The organism is Nocardia sp. 2TAF39 (genome assembly GCF_052114905.1).
Lineage (GTDB): Bacteria > Actinomycetota > Actinomycetes > Mycobacteriales > Mycobacteriaceae > Nocardia.
In genome coordinates this window covers 56,907-82,519 of sequence record NZ_JBFRFQ010000013.1, presented here as the reverse complement: position 1 = coordinate 82,519, position 25,613 = coordinate 56,907, and the positions used below count along the sequence as shown (strand labels likewise).

Below are 25,613 nucleotides of genomic sequence, written 5' to 3'. Positions count from 1 at the left end.
CTACGCATCCGAGACTGCGATGTCGTCGTATCGCGCAGTGGCGGCGCGGAGAACGGCACGACGGGCGGGAACGCAATTCAGGCCAGTTTCGGGGCACTGGCTGGCGACACAACGCTGTGACCAGGGGCAATATCCGGCAGATGGCGAACGTTTCCGCGGCAGCAACCCCTGCCACCGCAGCGCACGGACCCGTCGCGCCGAAGACCGGGCTCACCCAGCCGCTCGGCGCAGGTGCGGTCACGGCGCTGGTGGGTTTCACCAGCTCGTTCGCGGTGGTGCTGAGCGGGCTCACCGCGGTCGGGGCGGACTCCGCGCAAGCCGCGTCGGGCCTGCTCGCGCTGTGCGTGACCCAGGCGATCGGCATGATGCTGCTCAGTTACCGGTATCGGATGCCGATCACGCTGGCCTGGTCCACGCCCGGCGCGGCCCTGCTCGCGGGCACCGGCGCAGTGGCCGGCGGGTGGCCCGCGGCGATCGGCGCTTTCGTGCTGGCCGGCGTGCTGATCGTGATCACCGGGCTGTGGCAGCGACTCGGCAACCTGGTGGCCGCGATTCCGGTGCAGATCGCGCAGGCCATGCTGGCCGGTGTGCTGCTGCCGCTGTGCCTGGCGCCGGTGCGGGCGGTGCAGACCAGTCCCGCGGTGGTGATTCCGGTGATCCTGGTCTGGGTCGTCCTGCAACGGTACGCGCAGCGCTGGGCCGTGATCGCGGCCTTCGGCACCGCGGCGGTCGGTGGGGGCATCAGCATTGTGGTGCAGCACAGGCACCTCGACGTCGGCGCCATGGCACCGTCGCTCGAACTGACGCTGCCGCACTGGAATTGGCAGGCGATGATCGGTGTCGCGATCCCGCTGTATATCGTCACCATGGCGTCCCAGAACATTCCGGGCACGGCGGTGATGAAGTCGTTCGATTACCACGTACCCTGGCGGGCCGCCATGACCGTCACCGGCCTCGGCACCATTCTCGGCGCACCGGCGGGCGGACACGCGATCAATCTGGCCGCGATCAGCGCCGCCCTCTCGGCCGCACCGGCCGCGCATCCCGATCCGAAACGGCGCTGGATCGCAGCGTTCACGACAGGCGGGACGTACCTGCTGCTCGCGCTCGGCTCGGCGGCCCTCGTGACGCTGGTCGCGACCGCACCGACGGGCACCCTGGAGACCGTCGCCGGCCTGGCTCTTCTGGCGACCCTCGGCACGGCCCTCAGCGGAGCGCTCCGCTCCGACGAGCACCGCCAGGCAGGCATCGTCACCTTCTTGATCGCGGCGTCCGGCGTCGGCTTCGGCGGAATCGGCGCGGCCTTCTGGGCCCTGCTCGCCGGTCTCGTGGCCCGCAAGGTCCTACGCTGAAGCGCTGGGCCGACTACCCCTGCAAGGCGGCTTGGAAGCGGCGCATGCCGTCGAGCCAGCGATCGTAGTCGGAGCCCTTGTGGCGGTACATCTTCAGTACCTCGGGGTGCGGGAGGATCAGGAAATGCTCGTCCACGACTCCGGCGAGGACGACCTCGGCAACCTCGTCCGGGGACAGCACCGCGCCCGCCGTGGTCACCGCCTTCACGGCGAGTTCGGCCGCGGCGGCGTGTTCGGGCGGGACGAGGCCGGTGTGCAGCAGCCGGGTGTCCACGCCCATCGGGCACACGCAACTCACGCGAATCCCATGATCGCCGTAGGTGACCGACAGCCATTCGGCGAACCCGACGGCCGCGTGCTTGGACACCGCGTACGGTGCCGAACCGAGCTGCGTGAGCAGACCCGCCGCCGACGCCGTGGACACAAAGTAACCGCCGCCGCGCTCCTGCCATCCGGGAACCAGCAGCCGCGCGGCGCGGACGTGGGCCATGACATTGACCTCGAGTGCGGCCGCCCACTGCTGGTCGGTGCTGTCCAGTCCGGCGCCACCGCCGATGCCTGCATTGGCGAAATACAGGTCGACCAGCCCGAATTCGGCCTCTGCGCGCTCGATCAGTCCGCGGATCACCTGTTCGTCGGCGACGTCGCCACCGACCGCGACGGCACCGGAGCCGAGGGACTCGGCAACCCGCCCAGCGCCCTCGGAGTCGAGGTCTGCGAGCACCACCCGGGCGCCACCTGCGACGAGCCGACGAGCCAGCGCCGCCCCGATCCCCGCAGCTGCCCCCGTGACGATCGCGACCTTGCCCGAAATCTCCATCCCCGCACCCTAGCGGGATGTCAGCGTCCCGCCGCCGAGAACTCCGCGACCACCTCGTACGGCTGCGGGCGCGCGGTCGCATAGGCCGACGCGGCGGCAAGCCGCCGCTGGAAGGCCGGATTCTCGCCCACGCCAGGCCACACCGCGGTTCAGCTCGAGTTCGCCAGCCGATCCAGCAGCGGAGCCGTGCGTGGCCCGACCAGCTCGCGCATCACCAGCGCCATGTTGGTCCGCTCCACGCCGGGGATCTTGAGGATCTGTCCGGCGATGCGATACAGGTCATCGGCGTCCCGCGCGACCACGCGCACCGTGAGGTCGGTAAGTCCGGTCATGCCACACACCTCGGTCACCTCGGGAACCTCGGCGAGTTCGTCCACCACCGAATCCAATTGGTGCTGGTCGACGACGACTGCGACAAACGCCGACAGCGGATAGCCGAGGGCGCGTGGTCGCACGCGGCGTTCGAAACTGCCCAGCACGCCGCCCGCCTCCCAGCGGGACAACCGGGCCTGCACAGTGTTGCGGGACAGCCCGAGCCGCGCAGCCAGCTCGACCCCCGTCGCCCTGGGGTTGGCGACCAGTTCCAGCAACAGCCGGGCATCGGTGGCATCCAGGGCCACATCGGCGGTTTCTCTGGGCATACAACGCAGTATGACATCACGGGTCCGGTCGGAATTGAGCATTCTGCTCATTCGCATGGCGGTCACTTGCGCAGTCCGCGTTCCGGTGGATGCTGTGAGTTAGAGCACATAGTTAACTGCGGCGCCCCGTGGTGAGGAGGCGGTCACGATGCCAGCCAAGCCCGACTATCCCGTGCAGTTGGTGCAGCCCGACGGTCGTCGAGTCCTCGATCCCGAGCATGCGGCGCTGGTCGCCGACGTCGGACCAGAGCAGCTGCGCGCGCTGTACGAGGACATGGTGGTCACCCGGCGGATCGACATCGAGGGCACCGCGCTCCAGCGGCAGGGCCAGCTCGGACTGTGGGCGCCGTTGCTCGGGCAGGAAGCCGCCCAGGTCGGTTCGGCGCACGCCCTGCATCCCGACGACTACGTGTTCTGCAGCTATCGCGAGGCCGCCGTCGCCTACTGCCGTGGCGTTCCTCCCACCGAGCTGACCCGCCTGTGGCGCGGAGTCGCGCACCACTGCTGGGACCCGCACGCGGTGAACATGACCAATCCGAACATCGTTGTCGGCTCCCAGGGCCTGCACGCGACGGGCTACGCCTTCGCCGCGCACCTGGACGGCGCCGAAATCGCCACCATCGCCTACTTCGGCGACGGCGCCAGCAGCCAGGGTGACATCGCCGAGGCGCTCGGCTTCGCCGCGAGCTGGAGCGCGCCTGTGGTGTTCTTCTGCCAGAACAACCACTGGGCGATCAGTGAACCGGTCCGCGTGCAGAGCCCGACCCCGATCGCGCGCCGCGCCTACGGATACGGCATGCCCGGCATTCAGGTCGACGGCAACGACGTGCTCGCCGTGCTCGCGGTGACCAGGCAGGCAGTAGCGAGGGCACGGTCCGGTGGTGGACCTTCCTTCATCGAGGCGCTCACCTACCGGATGGGTCCGCACACCACCGCGGACGATCCCACCCGCTACCGCTCCGCGGCCGAGACCGAACAATGGGCGCGGCGCGATCCGATCGACCGGGTACACAGGCTGCTGGAGCGCGAGGGCCACTGGGACGACGCGTTCGAGCTCCGGGTCACCGAGCACGCCGACGAGGTCGCACGCCAGGTGCGCACGGCGACCATCGACCTGCCCGATCCCGCACCGACGGAGCTGTTCGACCACGTCTACGCCACCCCGCACCCGCTGATCACCGAACAGCGGCGGGAGTACACGGAGTACATGACCGGCGATCCCGGCGAGTCCTCCGCGCGACCGGAAGGAGTCCCGCAATGATCACCACGTTCGCCGCCGCGCTCAATATCGGGTTGCGCCGCGCGCTGGAGGACGACCCGAAGGTTTTGCTGATGGGCGAGGACATCGGGCGCCTGGGCGGGGTGTTCCGGGTGACCGACACGCTGCAGAAGGACTTCGGGGACAATCGCGTCATCGACACTCCGCTAGCGGAGTCGGGCATTGTCGGAACGGCCTTCGGCATGGCGCTGCGCGGCTATCGGCCGGTGTGCGAGATCCAGTTCGACGGCTTCGTCTATCCGGCATTCGATCAGATCGTGTCCCACGTGGCGAAGATCAACTTCCGCACGCAGGGAAAGGTGCACGCTCCCCTGACGATTCGCATCCCGTTCGGCGGCGGCATCGGCTCGGTGGAGCACCATTCCGAATCACCCGAGGCCTATTTCGCGCACACCGCGGGTCTGCGCGTCGTCACGCCGAGCAATCCGGCGGACGCGTATTCGATGATCCGCCAGGCGATAGCGCTGGACGACCCGGTGATCTTCTTCGAGCCCAAGCGCCGGTACTGGGACAAGGCCGACGTCGATTTCGACGCCCTCGACCGCGACTCCGGGCTGCCGCTGGACCGCGCCAGGGTGTGCACCACCGGCACCGACGCGACCGTCGTCGCATACGGCGGCACCGTGGCCACCGCGCTGTCAGCGGCGAAAATCGCCGCGGAAGAAGGGCATTCGCTCGAGGTGATCGACCTGCGCAGCCTCTCGCCGATCGACTTCGACACCGTCGAGGAGTCGGTCGACAAAACCGGACGGCTGATCGTCACGCACGAAGCGCCGGTGTTCGCCGGCCTCGGCGCCGAGATCGCCGCCCGGATCACCGAGCGCTGCTTCTACCATCTCGAGGCACCCGTCCTGCGCGTCGGCGGCTTCGACATCCCCTATCCCCCGGCTAAACTCGAGAAGCACCACCTGCCCGACCCTGACCGCATTCTCGCCGCGGTCGACCGTTCACTCGCCGCTTGACGCGGATTCGCCGTAGTGAGAGGTGCCCACGTGGAAGATCGCCAGGATGCCCCAGGGGCAGTGCTGGAATTCCGGCTTCCCGACCTCGGAGAAGGACTCACCGACGCCGAGCTGGTGTCCTGGGCGGTGGCCGTCGGCGACACGGTGCAGCTGAACCAGACCATCGCGGAGGTGGAGACGGCCAAAGCAGTGGTGTCGCTACCGTGCCCGTTCGCGGGACGGGTGGTCGAGTTGCTGGCGCAGCCGGGCGACACCGTTCCGGTCGGCGCGCCGCTGATTCGGGTGGAGCACGCGCAGGTGGCCGGGCCGGACGCCGCCACGGCCGGACGCACCTCGGTACTGGTGGGCTACGGCCCGGAGGGGGAGGTGGTAACCCGGCGACGCAGGCCGGCCATTGCCCCGCAAGATGTTTCACACCCCGGCGGCAACGGCGCTGCGGAAACCGCCGCACCCGATCCGGTCTCGGGGCCGTCCGACGACACGATCCAGGAGCCGGAACGCATGCGCCCGAAGATCGGCGTGACGCGGGCGCCGGCCACGCCGGGCGCGCGGAAACTGGCTCGCGAACTCGGCATCGATCTGTGGTTCGTCGCGGGGTCCGGGCCGGGCGGCGCGGTGACCGTCGACGATGTACGCGGTGCAGTGCCCGTCTCCCAGCCGCGCCCGGCCGAGCAAGCCGAGGCCGCGCCGCCCCCCGTCACCGACCCGGACGCGGGCGTCGTCCGTCCGACCACCCGCGAGGCCCGCACCCCGATCAGCGGCATCCGCAAGCGCACCGCCGCAGCGATGCTGACCAGCGCCCGCACCATTCCGCAGGCCGGCACGTTCGTCACCCTCGACTGCACCGCGTCGATGGAGCTGCTCGACCACCTGCGCAGCACCACATCCTTTGCCGGCCTGACCCTCACGCCGCTCGCGCTGGTTGCCAAGGCGGTGCTGGCCGCGCTCACGGAATTCCCCGGCATGAACAGCTGCTGGGACGAGGCCAACCAAGAGATCGTCACCAAGCACTACGTGAATCTGGGCATCGCAGTGGCCACCGGCCGCGGGCTGCTGGTGCCGAACATCAAAGAGGCGCAGACCCTGAGCCTGCGGGACCTGACCCGCGAGATCAGCTGGGTGGCGGACACCGCCCGTTCCGGTGCCGCCACGCCCACCGACCTGCGCGGCGGCACGTTCACCATCACCAACGTCGGGGTGTTCGGCGTCGACGCCGGGATGCCACTGGTCAATCCCGGCGAGGCCGCGATCCTGTGCCTCGGATCGATCCGCAAGCAGCCGTGGGTATTCCGTGACGAAGTCGCCGTCCGCTGGGTGACCACCCTCGGCGTGAGCTTCGACCACCGGATGATCGACGGCGAACTGGCCGCCCGCTTCCTCGCCACCACCGCCGGGTTCTTGGAGGACCCGCTCACCCTGCTCAGTCGCGTATGAATCACAAGGCGGTGCGTGGGTCCTATTCGGTGACGAGCGCTGCCGCGACGGTGCGGATGACCTCCGGGATCTCGACCGGCTTGCGGGTCTCCGCGTCCACGTAGACGTGGACGAAGGTGCCGGTGGCAACCAGTTCCGGTGCGTTGTCGGCCTCGCGGAAGATGGCCAGATCGTAGGTGATACTGGAGCGGCCGAGCCGCGCGATGCGCAGGCCGACCTGCAGCTGGTCCGGGAAGCTGATCGAGCCGAGATACCGGCAGGAAGTCTGCGCGACCACCCCGAGCGCCGGCAGCGTGCGGATGTCGGTGCCCGTGGCGTGCATCAGCCATGCGTTGACCGCGGTATCGAAGTACGAGTAGTACGTCACGTTGTTCACGTGCCCGTAGTGGTCGTTGTCGGCCCACCGCGTGGGTACCGGCCAGAGCACTGGATACTGCTGCGTCACCCGGCCGACGTTAGCTCAGCCGGGGGTCGCGAGGTATCTCTGCGCCGCGCGCCGGGCCCTCCGTGGCTACGCGAGCTCCCCAGGCCTGACCGCACGCGGCCGTATCTATGCGCCGCGCGCGGGGCCCTCCGTGGCTACGCGAGCCCCCTCCTCCAGGCCTGACCGCACGCGGCCGTGGCGGTGGTCGCGCGGGGAGACACCGAAGTGGCGTTTGAACGCGGTGCTCAGCGCGAACGCGCTGCCGTACCCGACCTGACGGGCGATCGCCTCGATCGTGGCGTCGGACTCCTGCAACAGGTCGGCGGCCAGCGCCAGCCGCCATTCGGTGAGGAACGCCATTGGTGGCTCGCCGACCAGGTCGGTGAATCGGCGGGCCAGCGCGGCCCGCGACACACCCACCGCTTCGGCCAAGCCTGCGACCGTCCACCCGTGCGCCGGATTGTGTTGCAACAGCCGCAAGGCCTTGCCGACCAGCGGGTCGCCGTACGCGTGGTACCAGGCGGGCGCCTCATTGCGGGCGAACCAGGCGCGCAGCGCGGCAATCAGCACCAGATCGAGCAGCCGGTCGAGCACCGCTCCCTGCGCGGGTTCATCCTTGGTCGCCTCGTCGACCAGGATGTCGAGCACCCTGCTGTCGAAGTCGCCGCGCCGCAACACGATGACGGGCGGGAGCGCGCGCAGCAGGCGCTGGCTGGCCGCGCCCGCGGACTCGTAGGTCCCGGTGACCATCATGGTGGCACCATCCGGATCAGTCCCCCACTGCCGAACCCCGAGGCTGAGTGTCTCGCAGAGAATTTCGCCGTCCGGCGTCTTCGTCACCTGGCCGGGATGGATGACGATCTGCGGTTCGGTCGCCGGATCGTCGGCCACGGTGTACGGATCGAGCCCGCGGAAGATGGCGACGTCGCCTGCGCTCAGCTGCCGCGGCGCACCCTGCTCGGTGCGAATCCACGCACCGCCGCGAATCATCGATACCACGGTCAGCGGGGCCCCGTCCTGGATGCGCAACGACCACGGCGGATCCAGCAGCGAACACATCAGGAACGCACCCCGGGCGCGTGGACCTTCGAGCAGACTGGCGAGCACATCCACGCATCGACAGTAGACGATTGCGCATGCTCATGAGCCGATGAGCCGTGTTCCGTCTCATCCGTCGCCGAGGTACCGGAACCATGACACACCACCGCTCACCAGCACCTCGTCCTCGTCACCGGCGGCACCCGCACGGCCGGCAGCCGCATCGTCGCCGGCTCCGGGCGGGCAACCACTCCGCAGCGGGGCTCCTGCGCCGCCGACATCCGTTCGGCTGGGCATACCCACATAACCTGGCCAGCGGCGCCGACCGGTGTGCACACGGCGGCTACCGGAATCTGGAATGTCTCCGCGCAGTGACGCGTTGAATTAGAAAAAGCAGGACCTACCCGCGAGCACGGCGCTCAACGAAGCGCGCCTCGAGCCGGGTGCCACCAGGTCGACGTTGCCCTGGACCGGTTCCGCGGGTGGGCCGGGTATCCCGTTGTTCGGGCATACCGGACCGTTCCTCGGTACCGTCGAAATGGTGTTGAGCCCGACGGTCGACCGTTCGATCCGCGTCGCGCGTGCCGCGGTATTCACGGTGTTCGCGTTGAGCGGTTTCCTGCTCGCTATGTGGGTGGTGCACATCCCGGTCATCACCGACCGCACGGGCGTCGCGAAGTCGACGCTGGGGATGTTCATCCTGCTGATGGCCGGCGCTGGCATCGTCGGCATGCGGCTGGCGGGTCCGCTGGCCGACCGGTTCGGCAGCAGGGCCCTGGTCGGCGCGGCGGCGTGCACCGCCTCGGTCGCCGTGCTCGGGCCCGGCTTCGCGACCGGACCCGTCAGCCTCGCGTTGGCGCTGGTCTGCTTCGGCTTCGGCAACGGCGCGCTGGACGTCTCGATGAATACCCAAGCGGTGCATGTTGAACGGGCGTATCACCGCCCGATCATGGCCGCGTTCCACGCGCTGTTCTCCGGCGGTGGCCTGCTCGGTTCGCTGGTGGGTGCCGCGACGCTAGGTGTGGACTGGGATGTGCGCCTGACCCTGACGCTGGCCGCGATCTGCTGCGTCGCGCTGACCCTCGCTCTGGTGCCGCGGCTACTGCGCGACGCGACGCCCGAAGCGGGAACGGCGGAGGCGGCGACCCACGGCGTCCAGGCCGTGCACGCGACCAAGCACGACACCACACCGCCTCGGCGCGACCCAGCATTCCCCGATCACAACCCCGCACTACCCGATACGGCACTGCCCCGGCACGCCGCGGCACCGGTCGAGTATCACGCCGCGCCGACCGCACAGTCGCTCGACGAGCAGCCGGACGCGGCGACACACGCCACGATCGCGCGTGCCGAGGTCCGCGGTCGCAGCCGAAAGGTGCTGGCGCTGGCCGCGATCGCGTTCGCGCTGCTGCTGGCCGAAGGCGTAGCCGCGGATTGGAGCACGCTACAGATGCGCGAGCATCTCGGGGCGGACGCGGCGACGGCCGCGCTCGCCTTCGGCGCCTTCTCCACGACGATGACCGTCGGCCGTCTGGCCACCGACCGGGTCAGCGGTGCGTTCGGCCCGGTCGCGGTGGTCCGTTACGGCACGCTGATCGCCGCGATCGGACTTGCTCTGATCATGGTGTCGCCGTGGATCGCGCTGACGCTGCTCGGCTGGGCCATGGCGGGCCTCGGGCTCTCCGGCGGTGTCCCCCAGATCTTCACCGCCGCAGGAAATCTAGGCTCCGCCACGGCCGCGACCGACATGTCCCGGGTGTTCAGCGTCGGCTATCTGGGGCTGCTCGCCGGCCCCACGGTGATCGGCTGGCTCACAGCGGTGGCGCCGCTGACCACGGCCATGGTGGTACCGCTGATCGCCATGCTGCTGTGCTGCCGCTACGCGGGCGTCGTCGCCCCGGCGAAATAACCGGTCAAGACCGCAAGGTCAGCTCGACCAACGGCACCTGGCCGATGTCCGAGCCCGTGGCCTCCTCGATGAGCCTGCCCAGCTTTCGGTACGCCTTGGGGTGTTCGCGTCGATAGCCGTCGAGCACCGTGGTGGCCTCTTCGAGGGTGAGCACCCTGGCAGTTGCCGAAACACGATGGCGCGACGCGATACTCACCCAACAACGGGGATCGGCTACGAGATTACGGAACCACTCGGCCTGCCTGCCGAATCCGGACGCGATGACCACGCGATCTCGGCTCGGCCGCGCGACGGTCTCCAGCACGACGTAGCGCGGTCGGCCGGAGCTGCGCCCGGTGTGTTCCAGCAGCAAGAGCCGCCCGGCGAACAGGAAGCCCAACCGGGCACGGAACAAACCGATCGGCGCTCGCACGAATGACCTGGTCCGCAGCAATCGCGCGCCGACGCTCGCCATACTCGAGGTCAGCAATCCCATGCGTCCAGCCCTACTTGGGCGGCACCAGGCACAGTGTGATCGGATCCGGCTTCGGATAGACGATCGTTTCGTTCTCGGTCGCTCGCGACCCGCATGCGGACTTGTCCGCGGTGCCGCGTACCACCCGGCCGATCTTGAAGTCCGCCGTCGAGCCGCAGGCTACCTTTGTGCTCGCACCGAGGAAACCGGATTTGATGCAGTCGCCCTCTTTGGCGTTGAGTCGCAGGCAGAGCGTGTAGTCGTTCCTGCCGGTCTGGTAATAGCTGGCGTAGTCCTTGGTCGGGCAGTCCTTGTTCGCCCCGTCGATCCGTTGCGCCACCACGTAGTTGGCGTCCGGATCGGAGCATTCCTTCGTGGCGAACTCGGCCTTGACGGTGGTGCCCGACAGCTTCGCGCACTGGCCGATCTCGATCTTCTCACCGTCCGAGCGCAGCGCGGTGCGGGCGCCGAAGACCAGGAGACCGACCACCACCAGTGCGCCGATCGCGAGGAAGATCTTCCCGATTCCGCTGCCGCCGCCACTTTGCCGCGGCGGTTGCCCGGGCGGCGGGAAACCGCCGACGGGGCAGCCCGGCTGCTGGGGCGGCGGGAAACCGCCCTGCGGTGGATAACCGGGTTGCGGCTGCCCCGGATACCCCGGCTGCGGATAGCCCTGAGGCTGCCCCGGGTAGCCCTGCGGCACAGCGGCGGGCGCCTGCTGGTAGCCCTGCGGCACCGGCGCCTGCGGGTAGCCCGACTGGCCGCCATAGCCTGGACCGGCGGGCTGGCCTGGATACGGGTTGTTCGGTGGTGTGGTCATGGATCCCCTCCCCGGGTCTCGCGCAATTCCGTCCGCACTGGGGCGGCGGCGAACTCATGGAATCTAGCCGATGGACGCGCAACTCGCCGCCTGCAAGACCGTTTGGTCTGTTCAGCGGCCGCACCGAGTCGATGAATCCAGGTCTCGCCCGGCCGATCGTTCACAGATAGAGCCCCGGACTCACCGGATCCTGTGCGACCCTGGTGGCGACGGACCGGCCGGCTCGGCTCTCCGATCGTGGGCGGGTGGCATCCGGACCGGTTTCGCCGTGCGCAGGCGACATGACAGCGCCCCTGCACCGAATGCCTCGGTGCAGGGGCGCTTGCCGCGAAATATCCTGGCCGCTACAGCGCCTTCAGTTCTTCGGTGACCGAACCGACGGACTTTTTGGCGTCGCCGAAAAGCATGGAGGTGTGGTCGGCGTAGAAGAGGGGGTTGTCGATGCCGGCGAAACCGGAGTTCATCGAACGCTTCAGCACGATCACGGATTTCGCCTGGTCGACATTGAGGACGGGCATGCCGTAGATCGGGCTGGCGGCATCCTCGCGGGCGGCGGGATTGGTGACGTCGTTGGCGCCGATCACCAAGGCGACATCGGTACGGGAGAATTCACCGTTGATGTCGTCCATTTCCTTGAGCGCGTCATAGGAGACTTCGGCCTCGGCCAACAGCACGTTCATATGGCCGGGCATACGGCCCGCGACCGGGTGGATGGCGTATTTGACCTCGACACCCTTGGCCTCCAGCAGCGACGCCATTTCCTTGACCGCGTGCTGGGCCTGCGCGACGGCCATGCCGTAGCCAGGCACCACGATCACCTGGTTGGCATACGCCATCTGGATCGCGGCGTCCGCGGCGGAGGTGGCCTTGGCCTGCTTCTGCTCACCACCACCGGCGCCCGGCGCGGTACCGCCACCGCCGAATCCGCCCGCGACGATGGCGGGGATGGACCGGTTCATCGCCTTGGCCATCAGATTGGTGAGGATGGTGCCGGACGCGCCGACGATCATGCCTGCCACGATCATCGCGGTGTTGTTCAAGGCGAGACCGGCCGCCGCGGCGGACAATCCGGTCAGGGCGTTGAGCAGTGAGATGACCACCGGCATATCGGCGCCGCCGATGGGCAGCACGACCATCAGGCCGAGCACACCCGCGAGCACGAGCACGGCGACCATCCACACCTGCGGCACACCGTCGTCGGTCGCTCCGATACCGATTACCACGGCTGCGGCGATGGCGCCGACAAGCAGCAACAAATTCAACGGTTGCTGCAGCTTGCCGATCCCGATCGGGCGGCCGGGCAGGATCTCCTGCAGTTTACCGAACGCGATCAGTGACCCCCAGAACGACACCGAACCGATGATCGCCGCGAACAGCGAACCGATCACAATGTGCACAGTGGGCTCCTCGTCGAAGTGCGAGAAGCCCTGGGAGTTGATGAACTCCGACCACGCGATCAAAGCGACCGTGCCACCACCGACGCCGTTGAACGCGGCCACCAGCTGCGGCATCGCGGTCATCTTGGTGAACTTGGCCGGCGGAACACCCAGCGCGACACCGACCACCAAGCCGGCGACGATCAGAATCCAGTTGCTGGTGTGCCGGATCGAGATCAAGGTGGCCACCACCGCCAGCACCATGCCCGCCGCCGCGATGAGGTTACCGCGCACCGCGGTCTTCGGACCGGTCAAACCCATCAGACCGTAGATGAACATGCCGAACGCGACGATGTAGAGACCGTTGACCAGGTAGGTCACATTGTCGAAGGTATGCATCACTGATCCGCCTTCACCGGCGCGGCCGCCTTCTTGGTCTTGAACATGCCCAGCATGCGGTCGGTGACCACGAAACCACCGATGACGTTCAGGGTTCCGAACACGACGGCGACGAACAGGATGATCTGGGTCAGGATCGACGGATCCTGCACGTTTCCGAGCGTGACCAGCGCGCCGAGCACGACGATGCCATGGATGGCGTTGGTGCCCGACATCAGCGGGGTATGCAAGGTGTTGGGCACCTTGGAGATGACGGCGAATCCGACGAACCCGGACAGCACCAGGATCGCGATATTCGCCAGCAGTTCGGTATACATCAGGAGGCTTCCTTCCCCGCGGTTTCGAGGTCCCCGACCGCACGGGTCACGCAGGAGTCGGCGAGGACCTGATCGTCGAAGTCGGGCGCGAGCTTCCCGTCGACCAGCATCAACTCCAGCAGTGCCGCGATGTTCTTGGAGTACAGCTCCGAGGCGTGCTCAGGCATGGTGGCTGGCAGGTTCAACGGGGAGGCGATGGTCACCTCGTGCTTGACAACGGTTTGCCCGGGCTCGGTGAGTTCGCAGTTCCCGCCGGTCTCACCGGCCAGGTCTACGATCACGCTGCCCGGCTTCATACCCTGCACCGCAGCGGCGGTCACCAGTCGCGGCGCGGGACGACCCGGCACCAGCGCGGTGGTGATCACCACGTCGAAACCCTTGATCGCGTCCTCCAAAGCCTGCTGCTGGGTGGCCTTCTCCGCATCGGTGAGTTCGCGGGCATACCCACCTTCACCGGCGGCATCGATACCCAGATCCAGCCACTGCGCACCCACCGAACGCACCTGATCAGCCACCTCCGGCCGCACGTCATAACCGGTGGTCCGCCCACCGAGACGCTTCGCGGTCGCCAACGCCTGCAAGCCGGCGACACCCACACCCAACACCAGCACCGTCGCCGGCTTCACCGTGCCCGCCGCAGTAGTCAGCATCGGGAAGAACCGAGTCGACTCCGACGCGGCCAACAGCACCGCCTTATACCCGGCCACGTTCGCCTGCGACGACAACGCATCCATCACCTGAGCACGCGAAATCCGCGGAATCGCCTCCACCGCGAACGCCTGCACGCCAGCCGACTTCAACGCACCGATCTGGTTCTCGGCGTTACGCGGAGCCAGAAACCCGATCAAAGTCTGCCCCGACGACAGCTTCGCCACCTCACCGTCACTGGGCGGGGCTACTTTGACGATGACCTCGGCCGACCAGGGATCGCCGATCGTCGCGCCCGCTTCTTGATAGGCGCTGTCGGGGATCAGCGCGCCGCGCCCTGCTCCGGACTCGACGACGACCTCGACGCCCCGCTTCAGCAGGCTCGGAATAATCTTCGGCACCAATGCGACACGTCGCTCGCCCGCGTTGGACTCGCGAACGACTCCGACACGCGCGCCACGCAGCGACGGATCGCCTACGCTCTGCGTTGTCTCCACTTGTCAGACTTCCTTCTCGTGCTGAGCTTCCAGGCAACGGGTAGACGGCCGGACGATGCTACTTCAGAGTAAGTTCGCCCAAATCCTCGCCACTGTACCCGGCTCGCCGTGAGCCTAGCTGAGATGCCAGTCACACGTGTCGGCCGGATTCCGTCGGTTTGCCGGATTTCTCCGCGGTCTACGCGGACCCTACCGCCGCCTCCTGAGCTGCACTTTGTTCGGTCCCGCAGCAGACGATGGCCGCTCGCTGCGGACGACCACGACAAGACCGTACGTCGAAGTCCCTTACTTACCCAGGGTTCGAGAACTGGTCACGCGGTCGGCGCGTCGCGGAACGGTCGCGTGTGTCATGCCGGATCACCCTCCGGGGTGCTCCGCTCCGCTCGTACGCCGTATGGTCCAGCATGTGAACGACTGCGTCTTCTGCCGCATCGTCGCAGGCGAGGCCCCTGCGACAAAGGTGTACGAGGACGACACACTGTGCGCGTTCCTCGATATCCGGCCGATCACCCGCGGGCACACGCTGGTGATCCCCAAGCGGCACGCCGCCGAACTGGAGAACCTCGACGCCGAGCTCGGCGCGCACGTCTTCCGGGCCGGGCATCGGCTCGCACTGGCCATCCGGCGCAGTAGTCTCGCCGCGGACGGCGCCAACCTGGTACTCAACGACGGCACCGCCGCTTTCCAGACCGTTTCACACGTCCACCTGCACGTTATCCCCCGTAGACACGGCGACAGACTGAGTTTCGCCAAGGGCTTCCTCCTGCGGCGTCCACACGACCCGGTCGCCACCGCCGCCGCCATCCGGGGTGGAATCGCGGCGCTGGACAACGAGGGCGCAGGCCCGGAAAAAGGAGCCGACGGATGACCGAGACGCCAGACCGGACCGAGCAAACCGCCCTGCTGTCGCAGCAGTGGGAAGCGATCGAGAGGCTCGTCGCCGCACTCGACGAGGACCGCTGGCGCGTCCCCTCGCCACTGCCCGGCTGGACCGTGTTCGACGTCGTCGCCCATGTCATCGGCACCGAGTCGTGGCTGCTCGGCGAGCGCCCGCCCGCACACGACCCGAACAGGGTCAAGACCGATGTGCGCACACTTCCGTACGTCCGCAACGAGACCGCGGTGCTCAACGAGATCTGGGTGGACCGGCTCCGCCCGCTGCCCGGCGCCCGGCTGGCCGAGCTCTACCACGACGTTGTCGACCGCAGACGTCAGGCGCTCGCGGCGATGGGCGAGGCCGAATGGGAGAAGGAAACCGTGTCGCCGATCGGTCCGGTGAGCTACAGCCGGTTCATGCGAGTGCGACTGCTCGACTGCTGGATGCACGAACTCGATATCGCCGACGCGCTCGGCGTCCGGGTCGCGGAGGGCGGGCCGCGCGGCGAGCTGGCCTTCGCCGAGTTCGCGGGCAGCATCCCGCGTGTGGTGGTCAAGAAGGGCGGGGCACCGGACGGCTCGCGGATCACCTTCGCGCTGACCGGTCCGCTGGCCAGAACACTGCACATCGAGATGGCGGGCCGGGCGAGCTACGTCGACGCCTTCGACGAACCGGCCAGTGTCGAGATCGGCATGGACTCCGGGCTGTTCGTCCGGCTGGGCGGCGGGCGCACGACCGCCGAAAAGCACCTCGAGGAGATCACCGTCGACGGCGATACCGAGCTCGGTCAGCGGCTGGTGCGCCACCTCGCCTTCACCCTCTGAAAACCATGCGGCTCTTCCTGTCCAGCTACCGCTTCGGGGCGCATTTCGACCGGCTGATCGCGCTCGCGGGCCCGCCGGGCCGGGTCGCGGTGATCGGCAACGCCTGTGACGCATGGCCGTCGATGCGGGCGTCGGCTGTTACCAGCGACCTCGTGCCGCTGCGAAGGCTCGGGTACGCGCCGGAGGAGATCGATCTGCGCGACTTCGTCGGGCGTGCCGCGGAACTGGAGCGCCGCCTGGCCGAATTCCCACTGGTGTGGGTGCGTGGCGGGAACACCTTCGTACTGCGTGCCCAATTCGCCCGCAGCGGAGCGGATCTCGCGCTGGCGCGGCTGCTTGCCGACGACGCGCTGGTATACGCGGGCTACAGCGCGGGCGCCTGTGTGCTCACGCCAGACCTGCACGGCCTGGACGCACTCGACAACCCGACCGAGGTCGAACCCGCCTGTGGTATCGAGCCCCGCTGGGACGGACTGGGCTTGGTCGACCGCCGGATCGTGCCGCACATCGACTCGGCCACCGATCCGGACGGTGGTAGCAGCCGGCTGGCCGCCAGGTACCGGGCCGACCGCGTGGCGCATTGGGCGCTCACCGACGACGACGCGATCGTCGTCGACGGACCAGACATCGAGGAGCTGATCAGTCCAGCGGCGAAATGAACGTCCACAGCCGGACCAGTCGGCGCGCGGCACATGGCTGCGACCGAACGCGAGAAGTCTCATCGGTCTGCCACTCAGCGGATAGGTTCCCTCGCACGGCGGCGGAAGACCATCCACCGCATCGCGTTGTACATGTAGACGGCCTCGCAGGCGCCCGCCAGCAGGCGGGACAGGTGGTACTCCAAGCCGAGCGCGGTCAGCCCGCTGCCGATGCCCAGGATGAACGCAAGGTAGTTGCTCGCGACGACCACGACGTATACCGCGGCCTGCTTGCCGACCGGGGCGTGCGAATGGAAGTTGAAGGTCCGATTGAGCGCGAAGCTCAGGCCGAACGCGCACACGTACGCCGCGGTCACCGACAGCCAGACCGGCAGCCCCCACCAGCCGTGGCAGACGGTGAGCAAGGCGAGGTCGACGGCGAAGGTGCCGCTGTTGATCAGTGCGAAGCCCAAGAAGGTCGGGGCAACAAGACGATTCAGCCCGCAGGGCAGCCGGGCCACCACCGCCTCGCACCAGGTGGTGAATCGGTCGGCGATCGGGTCGGCGCTTTTCGTCGGCTGGTGCACGCGGCCAGCGTGCCAGCGGCAGGTTTCCGCCGGATGAGCAGTGGGAGGCCAGCCGGTGGCTCAGCTGATCCGGGCGTGCGTTGTCGTCGCAGTCCGGGCCTTCCACCCCGCCGCGTCCGGCGGCCTACCGGCACGTCTCGGACGCGGGCGGCTAGCGTGAATGTCGTGGACCTGCATGAGCTGATCACGAGCCTGCCAGAGGGCGCGGTGCTCACCGACCCCGACCTGCTCGCGGGCTACCGACAAGACTGGGCGCGCGATCCCGGGGCGGGCACCGCGCTCGCGGTGGTGCGTGCCACCAGCACCGATGACGTCGCCACCACGGTGCGATGGGCCGCGTCGAACCGCATCCCCGTGATCCCGCGCGGCGCCGGCTCCGGTCTGTCCGGCGGTGCGACGGCGGTCGACGGCGGCATTGTGCTCAGCACCGAACGGATGCGCGCGATAACGGTGGATCCGGTCACCCGGACCGCGGTAGTGCAGCCGGGTCTCCTCAACGGGGAAGTGAAGCACGCGGTCGCCGAACACGGACTGTGGTACCCGCCGGACCCTTCATCGTTCGAGATCTGCTCCATCGGCGGCAATGCCGCGACCAATGCGGGCGGCCTGTGCTGTGTGAAGTACGGCGTGACAACCGACTACGTGCTCGGCATGGAAGTGGTGCTGGCCGACGGGGCCGTCGTGCGATTGGGCGGGCCCCGGCTGAAGGACTCGGCGGGCCTGTCGCTGACCAAGCTGTTCGTCGGCAGCGAGGGCACGCTCGGCGTGATCACCGAACTGACCCTTCGGCTGCTGCCCGCGCAGCCGCCGCAGAGCACGGTCGTCGCGACGTTCGGCACACTCACCGCGGCTACCGAGGCGATCCTGGCGATCACCGGGGAGCTGCGGCCCTCGATGCTCGAGTTCATGGACTCGGTGTCGATCAATGCCGTCGAGAACGAGATGCGGATGGGCTTGGACCGCGCTGCCGCGGCTCTACTGGTCGCGCGGTCGGACGCGCCAGGCGAATTCGCACGACGTGAGGCCGAGATCATGGTGGCCGCTTGCGAAAAGGCAGGCGCGACCGAGGTTTTCCACACCGAGGACCTCGAAGAGGGCGAAGCATTCACCGCGGCACGGCGTTTCGCGATTCCCGCCGTGGAGAAGCTGGGCACACTGCTGCTGGAAGACGTCGGCGTTCCGCTGCCACGGCTCGGCGATCTGGTGACCGGCATCGCCGCGATCGCCGAACGCAACGCGGTCACGGTGTCGGTGATCGCGCACGCCGGAGACGGCAACACCCATCCGCTGATCGTGCACGACCCGTCCGACGCGGACTTGACCGCGCGAGCACACCGGGCCTTCGGCGAGATCATGGACTTGGCCCTCACGCTCGGCGGCACCATCACCGGCGAGCACGGCGTGGGCCGGTTGAAAAAGGCATGGCTGCCTGATCAGCTCGGCCCGGATGTCATGGCCTTGACCCGGCGTATCAAAGACGCGCTCGACCCGAACGGCATCCTCAACCCCGGCGCGGTCCTGTGACCGCCACCACGGAACATTCCCGTCCGTCAAGGAGTTCCACCCGATCATGACGACCAGGCTCGAGCACAACGCCGCCGACACCCGTTTCGAGATCTACGTCGACGACACCCTCGCCGGGTACGCCGACTACGCCGAACGCGATGACACCAAGGTCCGCGACCTGCACCACACCATGACCTTCCCGGAATTCCGCGGCAGAGGCATCGCCGCCAAGGTGGTCGAGTTCGCCCTGAAAGACTCCCGCGACGCGGGCTTCTCCATCATCCCCACCTGCTGGTATGTCGAGAAGTACATTACCGAACACCGGGAGTACGCCGACCTGGTCGTCTGACGTCGCCCGCCTCCAAATGCTTCCTGTCAATTGAACGGGGCCACCATGTCAACTGATGCGAACCGGACCATCGTCGCAAACGCCTTCGCGGCGTGGTCGAATGGCAGTGCCTACATCAGCGACATCTTCGCCGACGACATGAGGTGGGAGATCACCGGCCGGTCGAAGGTGGCGAAGGTCTATCCCAGCAAGCAGGCCTTCGTTGACGAGGTGCTCGCACCGTTCGGCGCCCGATTCGACCCCACCTCGCCGTTTCGGCCAGTGACGGTCCGCGGCACGTACGCCGACGGCGACACGGTGATGATCGTGTGGGATGGGGAGGGAACAACCCGCGCCGGGACCACCTACCGCAACACCTACGCGTGGTTCATGACGCTGCGCGACGGCCTGGTTGTCGATGCCACCGCGTTCTTCGACAGCATCGCCTTCGACGAGTTGTGGGACGACGTCGCGCCGCGTCCCTGATCGGTGAGTTCAGTCGGGTAATAGACCGTTTCGGGCGGGCCGGCCCGACAGTGTCGCCGAATACCGCTCGGATCGTGTCCGCCGAACGTTTGTCCAGCATCCGCTGACAGAGACCCGCGCGGCGGTCTCCCATGCGGCGATCCGAAGTCCCGCCGGAAGTCCGGAACGAAGTACCGGCCGTGGCGACGGCCTGAGATGCGTTTTCGGCCGTACCCGAACATCCCGCGATCCGGCGACATCAGTCCTCGAGCAACGCGCGGGACATGACCACACACTGGATCTGAATGGCGCCCTCGTAAATCTGGTTGCGGGGAGATCGGTGGTGTGTTCATCGGGCTGCCTGCCTGGTATGCCGGTGTATGGCGACCGGGATCCTGGTGGTGCGGGTGTGCCGAGATCGACGTGGATCTGGTGGCCGAACTCGGCGTGACGCCACCTGTGCTGACATCGGTGTGAATCCTTTGGTGATGTCTGGTCCTCTCATAGTTGTGCAGGCAATCGGGTCGGCACAGATCGAGGAGGTCGTTGTGATCGTTGCCGCTATCGCCGTCGTTGCCGTGCTGGTCGGCTGGTGCAGCGTTACCCTGGTTCGCCGCTGGAGTCGTTCCCGTGACTGACCAGACCTGGCCTGATGAGTGGTTGGTCACGGCCGCTCGGGAAGGTGACAGCGCGGCGATCACCGCACTGGTATCGGGCTCCTATCCGCATGTGCGGCGGTTCGCTCACACGCTGTGCGCCTCCGCCGAAGACGCGGAGGACGCCGCGCAGGAGGCGCTGATCATCCTCTATCGGAAGATCGGAACATTGCGGGCCTCCGGCGCGCTGGCGTCGTGGATGTTCCGCATCGTCCGCAACGAATGCTTGCGGCAGTGGCGAATGGTGACACGGCAGCTCGAACCGATACCGGATTCCGCTGTGGCGTCGGCCGAGGACGAGGCCGTGCAGCGGCTCGAAGCCGGCCGGGTGGCGGCGGTGATCGCCGCGCTGCCCGCCGACCAGCGGCGGGTGCTGATCATGCGAGACGTTCAGGGATACAGCGGCCGGATGGTCGCCGGAATGCTCGGCCTCAGCGTCGCGGCGATGAAGTCGCGGCTACACCGCGCCCGAGCGACGGTCCACCACCAGCTGCGGGACACATCGCACCCAACTCCAGAAAGGAGCGGACAAAATGACTGACGATCGGAACTTCGCCAGCGCCTCGGTGCCCCGACACCTGGTACGCGGACTCGTGGGATTCGGCACGCTGATCGGCGCAATTGCGCTCATGCCGGTATTCGGGGCGTTCAGCTTGCTGCTCGCACCGGCCGGCCTGCTCGCGCTGCGCGGGTGCCCGACCTGCTGGGCGATCGGACTGATGCAAACCGTCTCGAGGGGCCGGCTGCAGCGTTCGTGTGTCACCGGTCAGTGTCAACTGACCGGTGCCGGGCACGTTCGGTCCGGACACGGCGATACGCAATCGGGCACCTGCCTCGGCCGGTAGCGTCTTCCGCTGGTTACGCACCTACACCCCAGTGCCGCCGTCGGGCAACGAGCGGGCAGGATGTTCGGGCGGCCTGTGCATCTCAACGGCCTGAGATGCGTCTCCAGGCGCGCCCGAACATCCCGCGATCGGCGGAATCAGTCGTTGAGCAGGGCGCGGGACATGACCAGACGCTGGATCTGGTTGGTGCCTTCGTAGATCTGGGTGATCTTCGCGTCGCGCATCATGCGCTCCACCGGGAAATCGGTGGTGTAGCCGGCGCCGCCGAAGAGCTGGACGGCGTTGGTGGTGACCTCCATGGCGACGTCGGAGGCGAAGCACTTGGCGGCGGCGGAGATGAAGCCGAGATTCTTCTCGCCGCGCTCGGCGCGGGCGGCCGAGGTGTAGACCATGAGGCGAGCCGCCTCGATCTTCATCGCCATGTCGGCGAGCATGAACTGGGTGTTCTGGAAGTCGGCGATCGACTTGCCGAACTGCTTGCGGTCCTTGGTGTAGTCGATGGCCGCGTCCAGCGCACCCTGGGCCAATCCGACGGCCTGCGCGCCGATGGTCGGCCGGGTGTGGTCGAGGGTCTGCAGCGCGGTCTTGAAACCGGTGCCCGGCTCGCCGACGATGCGGTCCCCCGGCACTCGGCAGTGTTCGAAGTACAGCTCGGCGGTGGGCGAACCCTTGATGCCGAGCTTGTGCTCCAGCGGGCCGACTACGAAGCCCTCGTCGTCCTTGTGCACCAGGAACGCCGAAATGCCGTTGGCACCCTTGTCCGCGTCGGTCACCGCCATGACGGTGTACCAGGAGGACTTACCGCCGTTGGTGATCCAACATTTGGAGCCGTTGATGATCCAGTCGTCACCCTCCCGCTTGGCCCGGGTGCGCATACCCGCCGCGTCGGAACCGGCCTCGCGCTCGGACAGCGCGTAGGAGGCCATCTCGCCGTTGACGATGTCGGGTAGGACCTTCTGCTTCAGCTCCTCGGAGCCGTTCAGGATCAGGCCCATGGTGCCGAGCTTGTTGACCGCGGGGATCAGCGAGGAAGAACCGCAGACCCGGGCGACCTCTTCGATCACGATGCAGGTCGCGACCGAGTCCGCACCCTGGCCGCCGTATGCCTCTGGCACGTGCACCGCGTTGAAGCCGGAGGCGTTGAGTGCGGTCAACGCCTCCTCGGGGAAGCGGGAGTTGCCATCGACGTCCCTGGCGTGCGGGGCGATTTCTTTCTCCCCGAGACCGCGGATGGCGGCACGCAGCTCATCGTGGAAGTCCGCGAGCTTGAACAGGTCGAAATCGGGGTTTCCCGCCATTGGGCTCACTCCTGGTCGTCGGTCGTGATCGCTGGTTCCGCGGAGCGGGAGTCAGCTACTCGGCACTCAGTGCCATGTTCACATGAAGTATACGCGAACAGGCACCACTTACTAGGGGAGACACAATGGCACTAAGTGTCAGATTGGTCGCACTTTCCTCTGATCACAACGTTCTCAGCTTGCGGGCGAGCAGATCGGCGATCTGTCGAGGCGCGATGTCGCGGGGGAACACCGCGACGACCAGCTCGTCGGTGTTCGATTCGCGCCGTGCGCCGCGCGGAATCGCGGCCAGCTCCAGGCGCAGATCCGCGGTGCCCGCGGCCGACTCGCCGCGCACCATCCGGCGCAGCAGGTAATTGTGCGTCGTCGTGACGGCCGCGGCGAACTGCACCCGCGCCAGATCCGGCACCTCGGGCAGCCGCTCGCGCAAATAGTCGGTGAACAACCGCTCATAGCGGAAGACGGTGACGATCTCCCGCTCGCGCAGCGCCGGCGCCTGGCGCACCACCCGATAGCGGCGCGCCGCGATCTCCCGCCACTGGGTGAACCGCTCGAATACCTGCACCACCGCGTCGCACACCGCTTCCCACGGATCTGCGCGCGACGCCGCGAGGAACTCCGCCGCCTGCGCCAACTGCGACTCGTGATCGGCGAAGATCACGTCTTCTTTCGACCGGAACTGCCGGAAGAATGTCCGCCGGGAAATTCCCGCCGCCTCCGCGATCTCGTCCACCGTCGTCGCTTCGTACCCCTTCTCCGCGAACAATCGCAATGCCTGATCCACAACGGTGAGCCGGAACTGTGCAGGGTCGCCGCCCCGCGGCCGGGCGATGTCGCCAATAGTCACGAACTCACCGTAGCCAGCCGGCAAGGGGGCGGATTCCCCACAGTGAAGTTCACCCGGTGGCGCTCAGCCCAGAAGTTTTGTGCGGAGGGCGTCGTCCTTTTCCAGGACCATCTGTTCGAGTCCGGCCTGGAACTGTTCCATTCGTATGCGCACAGCCGGGTCGTAGGTGGCGAGGATGCGGGCGGCGAGCAAGCCCGCGTTGCGTGCGCCGCCGATGGAGACCGTGGCGACGGGCACGCCCGCGGGCATCTGGACGATCGACAGCAGCGAGTCCATGCCGTCGAGGTACTTCAGCGGGACGGGCACGCCGATCACCGGCAGCGGGGTGACCGCGGCGACCATGCCGGGCAGGTGAGCGGCACCGCCCGCGCCCGCGATGATGACTTTCAGTCCGCGGCCCACGGCGTCCCGCGCGTAATCGAGCATGCGTTGCGGGGTGCGGTGTGCCGAGACGACGCCCACCTCGAAGCGAATGCCGAACTCCGCCAACGCTTCCGCGGCGGCCTCCATGGTCGGCCAGTCGGAGTCGCTGCCCATGATCAGGCCGACCGCCGGAGTCACTGCCACTGCTTCACTCATGCGGATCCCATCCGTCGGTCCAAACAGCGTGCGACATCCAGTGCGCCGCACGCTCGGCCTTCTCCCGAACCTCGGCCACATCGTCGCCGAGGATGTTGACGTGCCCGATCTTGCGGTCGGGCCGCTCGACCTTGCCATACAGGTGCACCTTGGCATCGGGCATCCTGGCGAACAGGTGGTGCAGCCGCTCGTCCATCGACATGGCCGGAGACTGCGGCGCGCCGAGGATGTTGACCATCACGGTCACCGGCGCCAGCGGGCTGGTGTCGCCGAGCGGGTAGTCCAGCACGGCCCGCAGATGCTGCTCGAACTGACTGGTGCGCGCGCCGTCCATCCCCCAGTGCCCCGAATTGTGCGGGCGCATGGCCAGCTCGTTCACCAGTAGCGCGCCGTCGTCGGTCTCGAACAACTCCACCGCCATGGCCCCGACGACACCCAGCTCCTCGGCGAGGTTCAGTGCCATGGTCTCCGCCTCGGCGGCGCGGTGCTCCGGAAGGCCGGGCGCAGGCGCGATCACCACGACGCACTGACCGTTGCGCTGTACGGTCTCCACCACCGGCCAGGTCGCCGCCTGCCCGAACGGCGAACGCGCCACCATCGCCGACAGCTCCCGCTTCAGGTCGACCTTCACCTCCGCGAGCAGCTGCACGCCGTATGCGAGCTGGTCGGTGACGATCGTCTCGGCCGCCGCGGCGGAATCGGGCAGCCAGACGCCGCGCCCGTCGTAGCCGCCGCGCACCGCCTTCAGCACGATCCGCCAGTCGTGTTCCGCCCCGAACCGCACCGCGTCGGCCACCGAAGTCACCGGCGTGAACGCGGGCACGGGGAGCCCGAGTTCGGTGAGCTTGGTGCGCATGGCCAACTTGTCCTGTGCGTAAACCAGGGCCTGCGGCGGCGGCTGGACATTCACGCCCTCGGCGACCAGCGCCTCCAGATGCTCGGTCAGCACGTGCTCGTGGTCGAAGGTCAGCGCGTGCGAGCCGACCGCGGCCTTTCGCAGCGCGGTCAGATCGGTGTGGCTGCCGAGCACCACCTCGGGGCTCACCTGCGCAGCCGGGTCGTCCGGGTTCTCCGCGAGCACGCGGAGCCGCTGGCCCAGCGCGATCGCCGCCTGGTGGGTCATACGCGACAACTGTCCGCCACCGACCATGGTGACGGTGGGCATGGTTGACGGATCGAAAGAACGTGCGCTCACGTCGGACAATACTGTCACGTCCGGTGCGAACGAGCCGTACCGGTACACTCCGGTCTTGTGACATTCGTCGACGAGGTGGTCAGCGTCCTCCCCAAGCCGCTGCAAGACATCGCGTACCGGCAGCGGGAATTGATCAAGTTCGCGATCGTCGGCGCGACCACCTTCGTGATCGACAGCGGCATCTTCTACATGCTGAAGTGGACGGTGCTCGCCGAGAAACCGGTCACCGCCAAGATCATTTCCGGCGTCATCGCCGTGATCGCGTCCTACATCCTCAACCGGGAATGGTCGTTCAAGAACCGGGGCGGACGCGAACGCCATCATGAGGCAGCGCTCTTCTTCGGCGTCAGCGGCGTCGGCGTTGTGCTCTCCTTCACGCCGCTGTGGATCTCCAGCTACGTTTTCGATCTGCGCCAGCCCAATGTGAGCTTCACCCTCGAGAACGTCGCCGACTTCATCAGCGCCTTCGTCATCGGCAACCTGCTGCAGATGGCCTTCCGTTTCTGGGCGATGCGCCGCTGGGTCTTCCCCGACGAAATGAACGAGATCGTCGCGGAATTCGAGGACCTCGTGGAAGAGGAATTCGGCCACAGCTGAG

Annotated in this window: 31 protein-coding genes; 16 read left to right on the top strand and 15 right to left on the bottom strand. The window is 67.7% G+C overall.

Annotated elements, in window-relative coordinates:
• The first annotated feature begins 140 nt into the window (after window positions 1–140).
• Window positions 141–1,352, top strand: a complete 1,212-nt coding sequence (locus tag AB4Z47_RS10545; RefSeq protein ID WP_441949895.1) for a benzoate/H(+) symporter BenE family transporter — start codon at window positions 141–143, stop codon at window positions 1,350–1,352.
• Between the two features lie 13 nt (window positions 1,353–1,365).
• Here AB4Z47_RS10545 and AB4Z47_RS10540 read toward each other — a convergent pair whose 3' ends face one another.
• The gene (locus tag AB4Z47_RS10540) at window positions 1,366–2,172 is read right to left on the bottom strand and encodes an SDR family oxidoreductase (protein WP_441949893.1); all 807 of its coding nucleotides are present in this window, start codon (window positions 2,170–2,172) and stop codon (window positions 1,366–1,368) included.
• A 149-nt stretch (window positions 2,173–2,321) separates the two neighbouring features.
• The gene (locus tag AB4Z47_RS10535; protein ID WP_441949891.1) at window positions 2,322–2,813 is read right to left on the bottom strand and encodes an Lrp/AsnC family transcriptional regulator; all 492 of its coding nucleotides are present in this window, start codon (window positions 2,811–2,813) and stop codon (window positions 2,322–2,324) included.
• 148 nt (window positions 2,814–2,961) lie between these two features.
• Here AB4Z47_RS10535 and pdhA point away from each other — a divergent pair, with 148 nt between their 5' ends.
• Genes pdhA through AB4Z47_RS10520 form a run of 3 tightly spaced genes read left to right on the top strand, consistent with a single transcriptional unit; the run spans window position 2,962 to window position 6,488 of the window.
• Window positions 2,962–4,074 carry a pyruvate dehydrogenase (acetyl-transferring) E1 component subunit alpha gene (gene pdhA, locus AB4Z47_RS10530; protein ID WP_441949889.1) on the top strand — a complete coding sequence of 371 codons (1,113 nt, stop codon included), beginning with the start codon at window positions 2,962–2,964 and terminating at the stop codon, window positions 4,072–4,074.
• A complete protein-coding gene (locus AB4Z47_RS10525) occupies window positions 4,071–5,054 on the top strand; it encodes an alpha-ketoacid dehydrogenase subunit beta (protein WP_441949887.1) in 984 nt (327 codons plus the stop codon). Before pdhA ends, AB4Z47_RS10525 begins: the two co-directional genes overlap by 4 nt.
• A gap of 30 nt (window positions 5,055–5,084) precedes the next feature.
• The gene (locus tag AB4Z47_RS10520) at window positions 5,085–6,488 is read left to right on the top strand and encodes a dihydrolipoamide acetyltransferase family protein (RefSeq protein ID WP_441949886.1); all 1,404 of its coding nucleotides are present in this window, start codon (window positions 5,085–5,087) and stop codon (window positions 6,486–6,488) included.
• 22 nt (window positions 6,489–6,510) lie between these two features.
• Here the strand turns inward: AB4Z47_RS10520 and AB4Z47_RS10515 are convergent, their stop codons facing one another.
• The 3 genes from AB4Z47_RS10515 to AB4Z47_RS10505 form a co-directional block, all read right to left on the bottom strand.
• A complete protein-coding gene (locus tag AB4Z47_RS10515; protein ID WP_441949884.1) occupies window positions 6,511–6,933 on the bottom strand; it encodes an acyl-CoA thioesterase in 423 nt (140 codons plus the stop codon).
• 105 nt (window positions 6,934–7,038) lie between these two features.
• Entirely contained in the window at window positions 7,039–8,025 is a 987-nt protein-coding gene (locus tag AB4Z47_RS10510; RefSeq protein ID WP_441949882.1) for an AraC family transcriptional regulator, read from the bottom strand.
• A gap of 54 nt (window positions 8,026–8,079) precedes the next feature.
• Window positions 8,080–8,247 carry a hypothetical protein gene (locus AB4Z47_RS10505; RefSeq protein WP_441949881.1) on the bottom strand — a complete coding sequence of 56 codons (168 nt, stop codon included), beginning with the start codon at window positions 8,245–8,247 and terminating at the stop codon, window positions 8,080–8,082.
• Window positions 8,248–8,410: 163 nt separating this feature from the next.
• Between AB4Z47_RS10505 and AB4Z47_RS10500 the strand changes: the two genes are divergently transcribed.
• Window positions 8,411–9,859, top strand: coding sequence for an MFS transporter (locus AB4Z47_RS10500; RefSeq protein WP_441949880.1), 1,449 nt, complete (start codon window positions 8,411–8,413; stop codon window positions 9,857–9,859).
• Window positions 9,860–9,863: 4 nt separating this feature from the next.
• Here AB4Z47_RS10500 and AB4Z47_RS10495 read toward each other — a convergent pair whose 3' ends face one another.
• The 5 genes from AB4Z47_RS10495 to AB4Z47_RS10475 form a co-directional block, all read right to left on the bottom strand.
• Complete coding sequence (locus tag AB4Z47_RS10495; protein ID WP_441949879.1) at window positions 9,864–10,334, bottom strand: nitroreductase family deazaflavin-dependent oxidoreductase; 471 nt, start codon at window positions 10,332–10,334, stop codon at window positions 9,864–9,866.
• 10 nt (window positions 10,335–10,344) lie between these two features.
• Window positions 10,345–11,133 carry an LppU/SCO3897 family protein gene (locus AB4Z47_RS10490; protein WP_441949877.1) on the bottom strand — a complete coding sequence of 263 codons (789 nt, stop codon included), beginning with the start codon at window positions 11,131–11,133 and terminating at the stop codon, window positions 10,345–10,347.
• Window positions 11,134–11,477: 344 nt separating this feature from the next.
• A complete protein-coding gene (locus tag AB4Z47_RS10485) occupies window positions 11,478–12,890 on the bottom strand; it encodes an NAD(P)(+) transhydrogenase (Re/Si-specific) subunit beta (protein WP_441949977.1) in 1,413 nt (470 codons plus the stop codon).
• A gap of 17 nt (window positions 12,891–12,907) precedes the next feature.
• The gene (locus AB4Z47_RS10480) at window positions 12,908–13,225 is read right to left on the bottom strand and encodes an NAD(P) transhydrogenase subunit alpha (RefSeq protein WP_327113044.1); all 318 of its coding nucleotides are present in this window, start codon (window positions 13,223–13,225) and stop codon (window positions 12,908–12,910) included.
• Window positions 13,225–14,370, bottom strand: coding sequence for a Re/Si-specific NAD(P)(+) transhydrogenase subunit alpha (locus AB4Z47_RS10475; RefSeq protein WP_441949875.1), 1,146 nt, complete (start codon window positions 14,368–14,370; stop codon window positions 13,225–13,227). The genes AB4Z47_RS10480 and AB4Z47_RS10475 overlap by 1 nt, the downstream gene beginning before the upstream one ends.
• 406 nt (window positions 14,371–14,776) lie before the next feature.
• Between AB4Z47_RS10475 and AB4Z47_RS10470 the strand changes: the two genes are divergently transcribed.
• Genes AB4Z47_RS10470 through AB4Z47_RS10460 form a run of 3 tightly spaced genes read left to right on the top strand, consistent with a single transcriptional unit; the run spans window position 14,777 to window position 16,730 of the window.
• Window positions 14,777–15,238 carry an HIT family protein gene (locus AB4Z47_RS10470; RefSeq protein WP_441949874.1) on the top strand — a complete coding sequence of 154 codons (462 nt, stop codon included), beginning with the start codon at window positions 14,777–14,779 and terminating at the stop codon, window positions 15,236–15,238.
• Window positions 15,235–16,071: a maleylpyruvate isomerase family mycothiol-dependent enzyme gene (locus AB4Z47_RS10465; protein ID WP_441949873.1), complete on the top strand. Its 837-nt coding sequence runs from the start codon at window positions 15,235–15,237 to the stop codon at window positions 16,069–16,071. Before AB4Z47_RS10470 ends, AB4Z47_RS10465 begins: the two co-directional genes overlap by 4 nt.
• Before the next feature lie 5 nt (window positions 16,072–16,076).
• On the top strand, window positions 16,077–16,730 hold the full coding sequence (locus AB4Z47_RS10460; protein WP_441949872.1) for a Type 1 glutamine amidotransferase-like domain-containing protein: 654 nt from the start codon (window positions 16,077–16,079) through the stop codon (window positions 16,728–16,730).
• A 74-nt stretch (window positions 16,731–16,804) separates the two neighbouring features.
• Here AB4Z47_RS10460 and AB4Z47_RS10455 read toward each other — a convergent pair whose 3' ends face one another.
• Entirely contained in the window at window positions 16,805–17,296 is a 492-nt protein-coding gene (locus tag AB4Z47_RS10455; protein ID WP_441949871.1) for a GtrA family protein, read from the bottom strand.
• Window positions 17,297–17,461: 165 nt separating this feature from the next.
• On the opposite strand from AB4Z47_RS10455, the gene AB4Z47_RS10450 reads away from it, so the two are divergent.
• The 7 genes from AB4Z47_RS10450 to AB4Z47_RS10420 all read left to right on the top strand — a co-directional run bounded on the left by AB4Z47_RS10450 (window position 17,462) and on the right by AB4Z47_RS10420 (window position 21,096).
• Window positions 17,462–18,820, top strand: coding sequence for an FAD-binding oxidoreductase (locus AB4Z47_RS10450; protein ID WP_441949870.1), 1,359 nt, complete (start codon window positions 17,462–17,464; stop codon window positions 18,818–18,820).
• A gap of 46 nt (window positions 18,821–18,866) precedes the next feature.
• Window positions 18,867–19,151, top strand: coding sequence for a GNAT family N-acetyltransferase (locus AB4Z47_RS10445; protein WP_441949868.1), 285 nt, complete (start codon window positions 18,867–18,869; stop codon window positions 19,149–19,151).
• A 45-nt stretch (window positions 19,152–19,196) separates the two neighbouring features.
• A complete protein-coding gene (locus AB4Z47_RS10440) occupies window positions 19,197–19,616 on the top strand; it encodes a nuclear transport factor 2 family protein (RefSeq protein WP_441949866.1) in 420 nt (139 codons plus the stop codon).
• Between the two features lie 324 nt (window positions 19,617–19,940).
• Window positions 19,941–20,072, top strand: coding sequence for a hypothetical protein (locus AB4Z47_RS10435; protein ID WP_441949864.1), 132 nt, complete (start codon window positions 19,941–19,943; stop codon window positions 20,070–20,072).
• An 11-nt stretch (window positions 20,073–20,083) separates the two neighbouring features.
• Entirely contained in the window at window positions 20,084–20,233 is a 150-nt protein-coding gene (locus tag AB4Z47_RS10430; protein WP_441949862.1) for a hypothetical protein, read from the top strand.
• Window positions 20,226–20,792 carry an RNA polymerase sigma factor gene (locus AB4Z47_RS10425; protein WP_441949861.1) on the top strand — a complete coding sequence of 189 codons (567 nt, stop codon included), beginning with the start codon at window positions 20,226–20,228 and terminating at the stop codon, window positions 20,790–20,792. The genes AB4Z47_RS10430 and AB4Z47_RS10425 overlap by 8 nt, the downstream gene beginning before the upstream one ends.
• A complete protein-coding gene (locus tag AB4Z47_RS10420; protein ID WP_441949859.1) occupies window positions 20,785–21,096 on the top strand; it encodes a hypothetical protein in 312 nt (103 codons plus the stop codon). The genes AB4Z47_RS10425 and AB4Z47_RS10420 overlap by 8 nt, the downstream gene beginning before the upstream one ends.
• A gap of 137 nt (window positions 21,097–21,233) precedes the next feature.
• Here the strand turns inward: AB4Z47_RS10420 and AB4Z47_RS10415 are convergent, their stop codons facing one another.
• The 4 genes from AB4Z47_RS10415 to AB4Z47_RS10400 all read right to left on the bottom strand — a co-directional run bounded on the left by AB4Z47_RS10415 (window position 21,234) and on the right by AB4Z47_RS10400 (window position 25,033).
• On the bottom strand, window positions 21,234–22,394 hold the full coding sequence (locus tag AB4Z47_RS10415; protein WP_441949857.1) for an acyl-CoA dehydrogenase: 1,161 nt from the start codon (window positions 22,392–22,394) through the stop codon (window positions 21,234–21,236).
• Between the two features lie 163 nt (window positions 22,395–22,557).
• Complete coding sequence (locus AB4Z47_RS10410; protein WP_441949855.1) at window positions 22,558–23,241, bottom strand: TetR family transcriptional regulator; 684 nt, start codon at window positions 23,239–23,241, stop codon at window positions 22,558–22,560.
• Between the two features lie 63 nt (window positions 23,242–23,304).
• On the bottom strand, window positions 23,305–23,820 hold the full coding sequence (purE, locus tag AB4Z47_RS10405) for a 5-(carboxyamino)imidazole ribonucleotide mutase (RefSeq protein WP_441949853.1): 516 nt from the start codon (window positions 23,818–23,820) through the stop codon (window positions 23,305–23,307).
• Window positions 23,813–25,033, bottom strand: a complete 1,221-nt coding sequence (locus AB4Z47_RS10400) for a 5-(carboxyamino)imidazole ribonucleotide synthase (protein ID WP_441949851.1) — start codon at window positions 25,031–25,033, stop codon at window positions 23,813–23,815. The genes purE and AB4Z47_RS10400 overlap by 8 nt, the downstream gene beginning before the upstream one ends.
• Before the next feature lie 39 nt (window positions 25,034–25,072).
• On the opposite strand from AB4Z47_RS10400, the gene AB4Z47_RS10395 reads away from it, so the two are divergent.
• A complete protein-coding gene (locus AB4Z47_RS10395; RefSeq protein ID WP_441949850.1) occupies window positions 25,073–25,612 on the top strand; it encodes a GtrA family protein in 540 nt (179 codons plus the stop codon).
• Window position 25,613 lies beyond the last annotated feature (1 nt).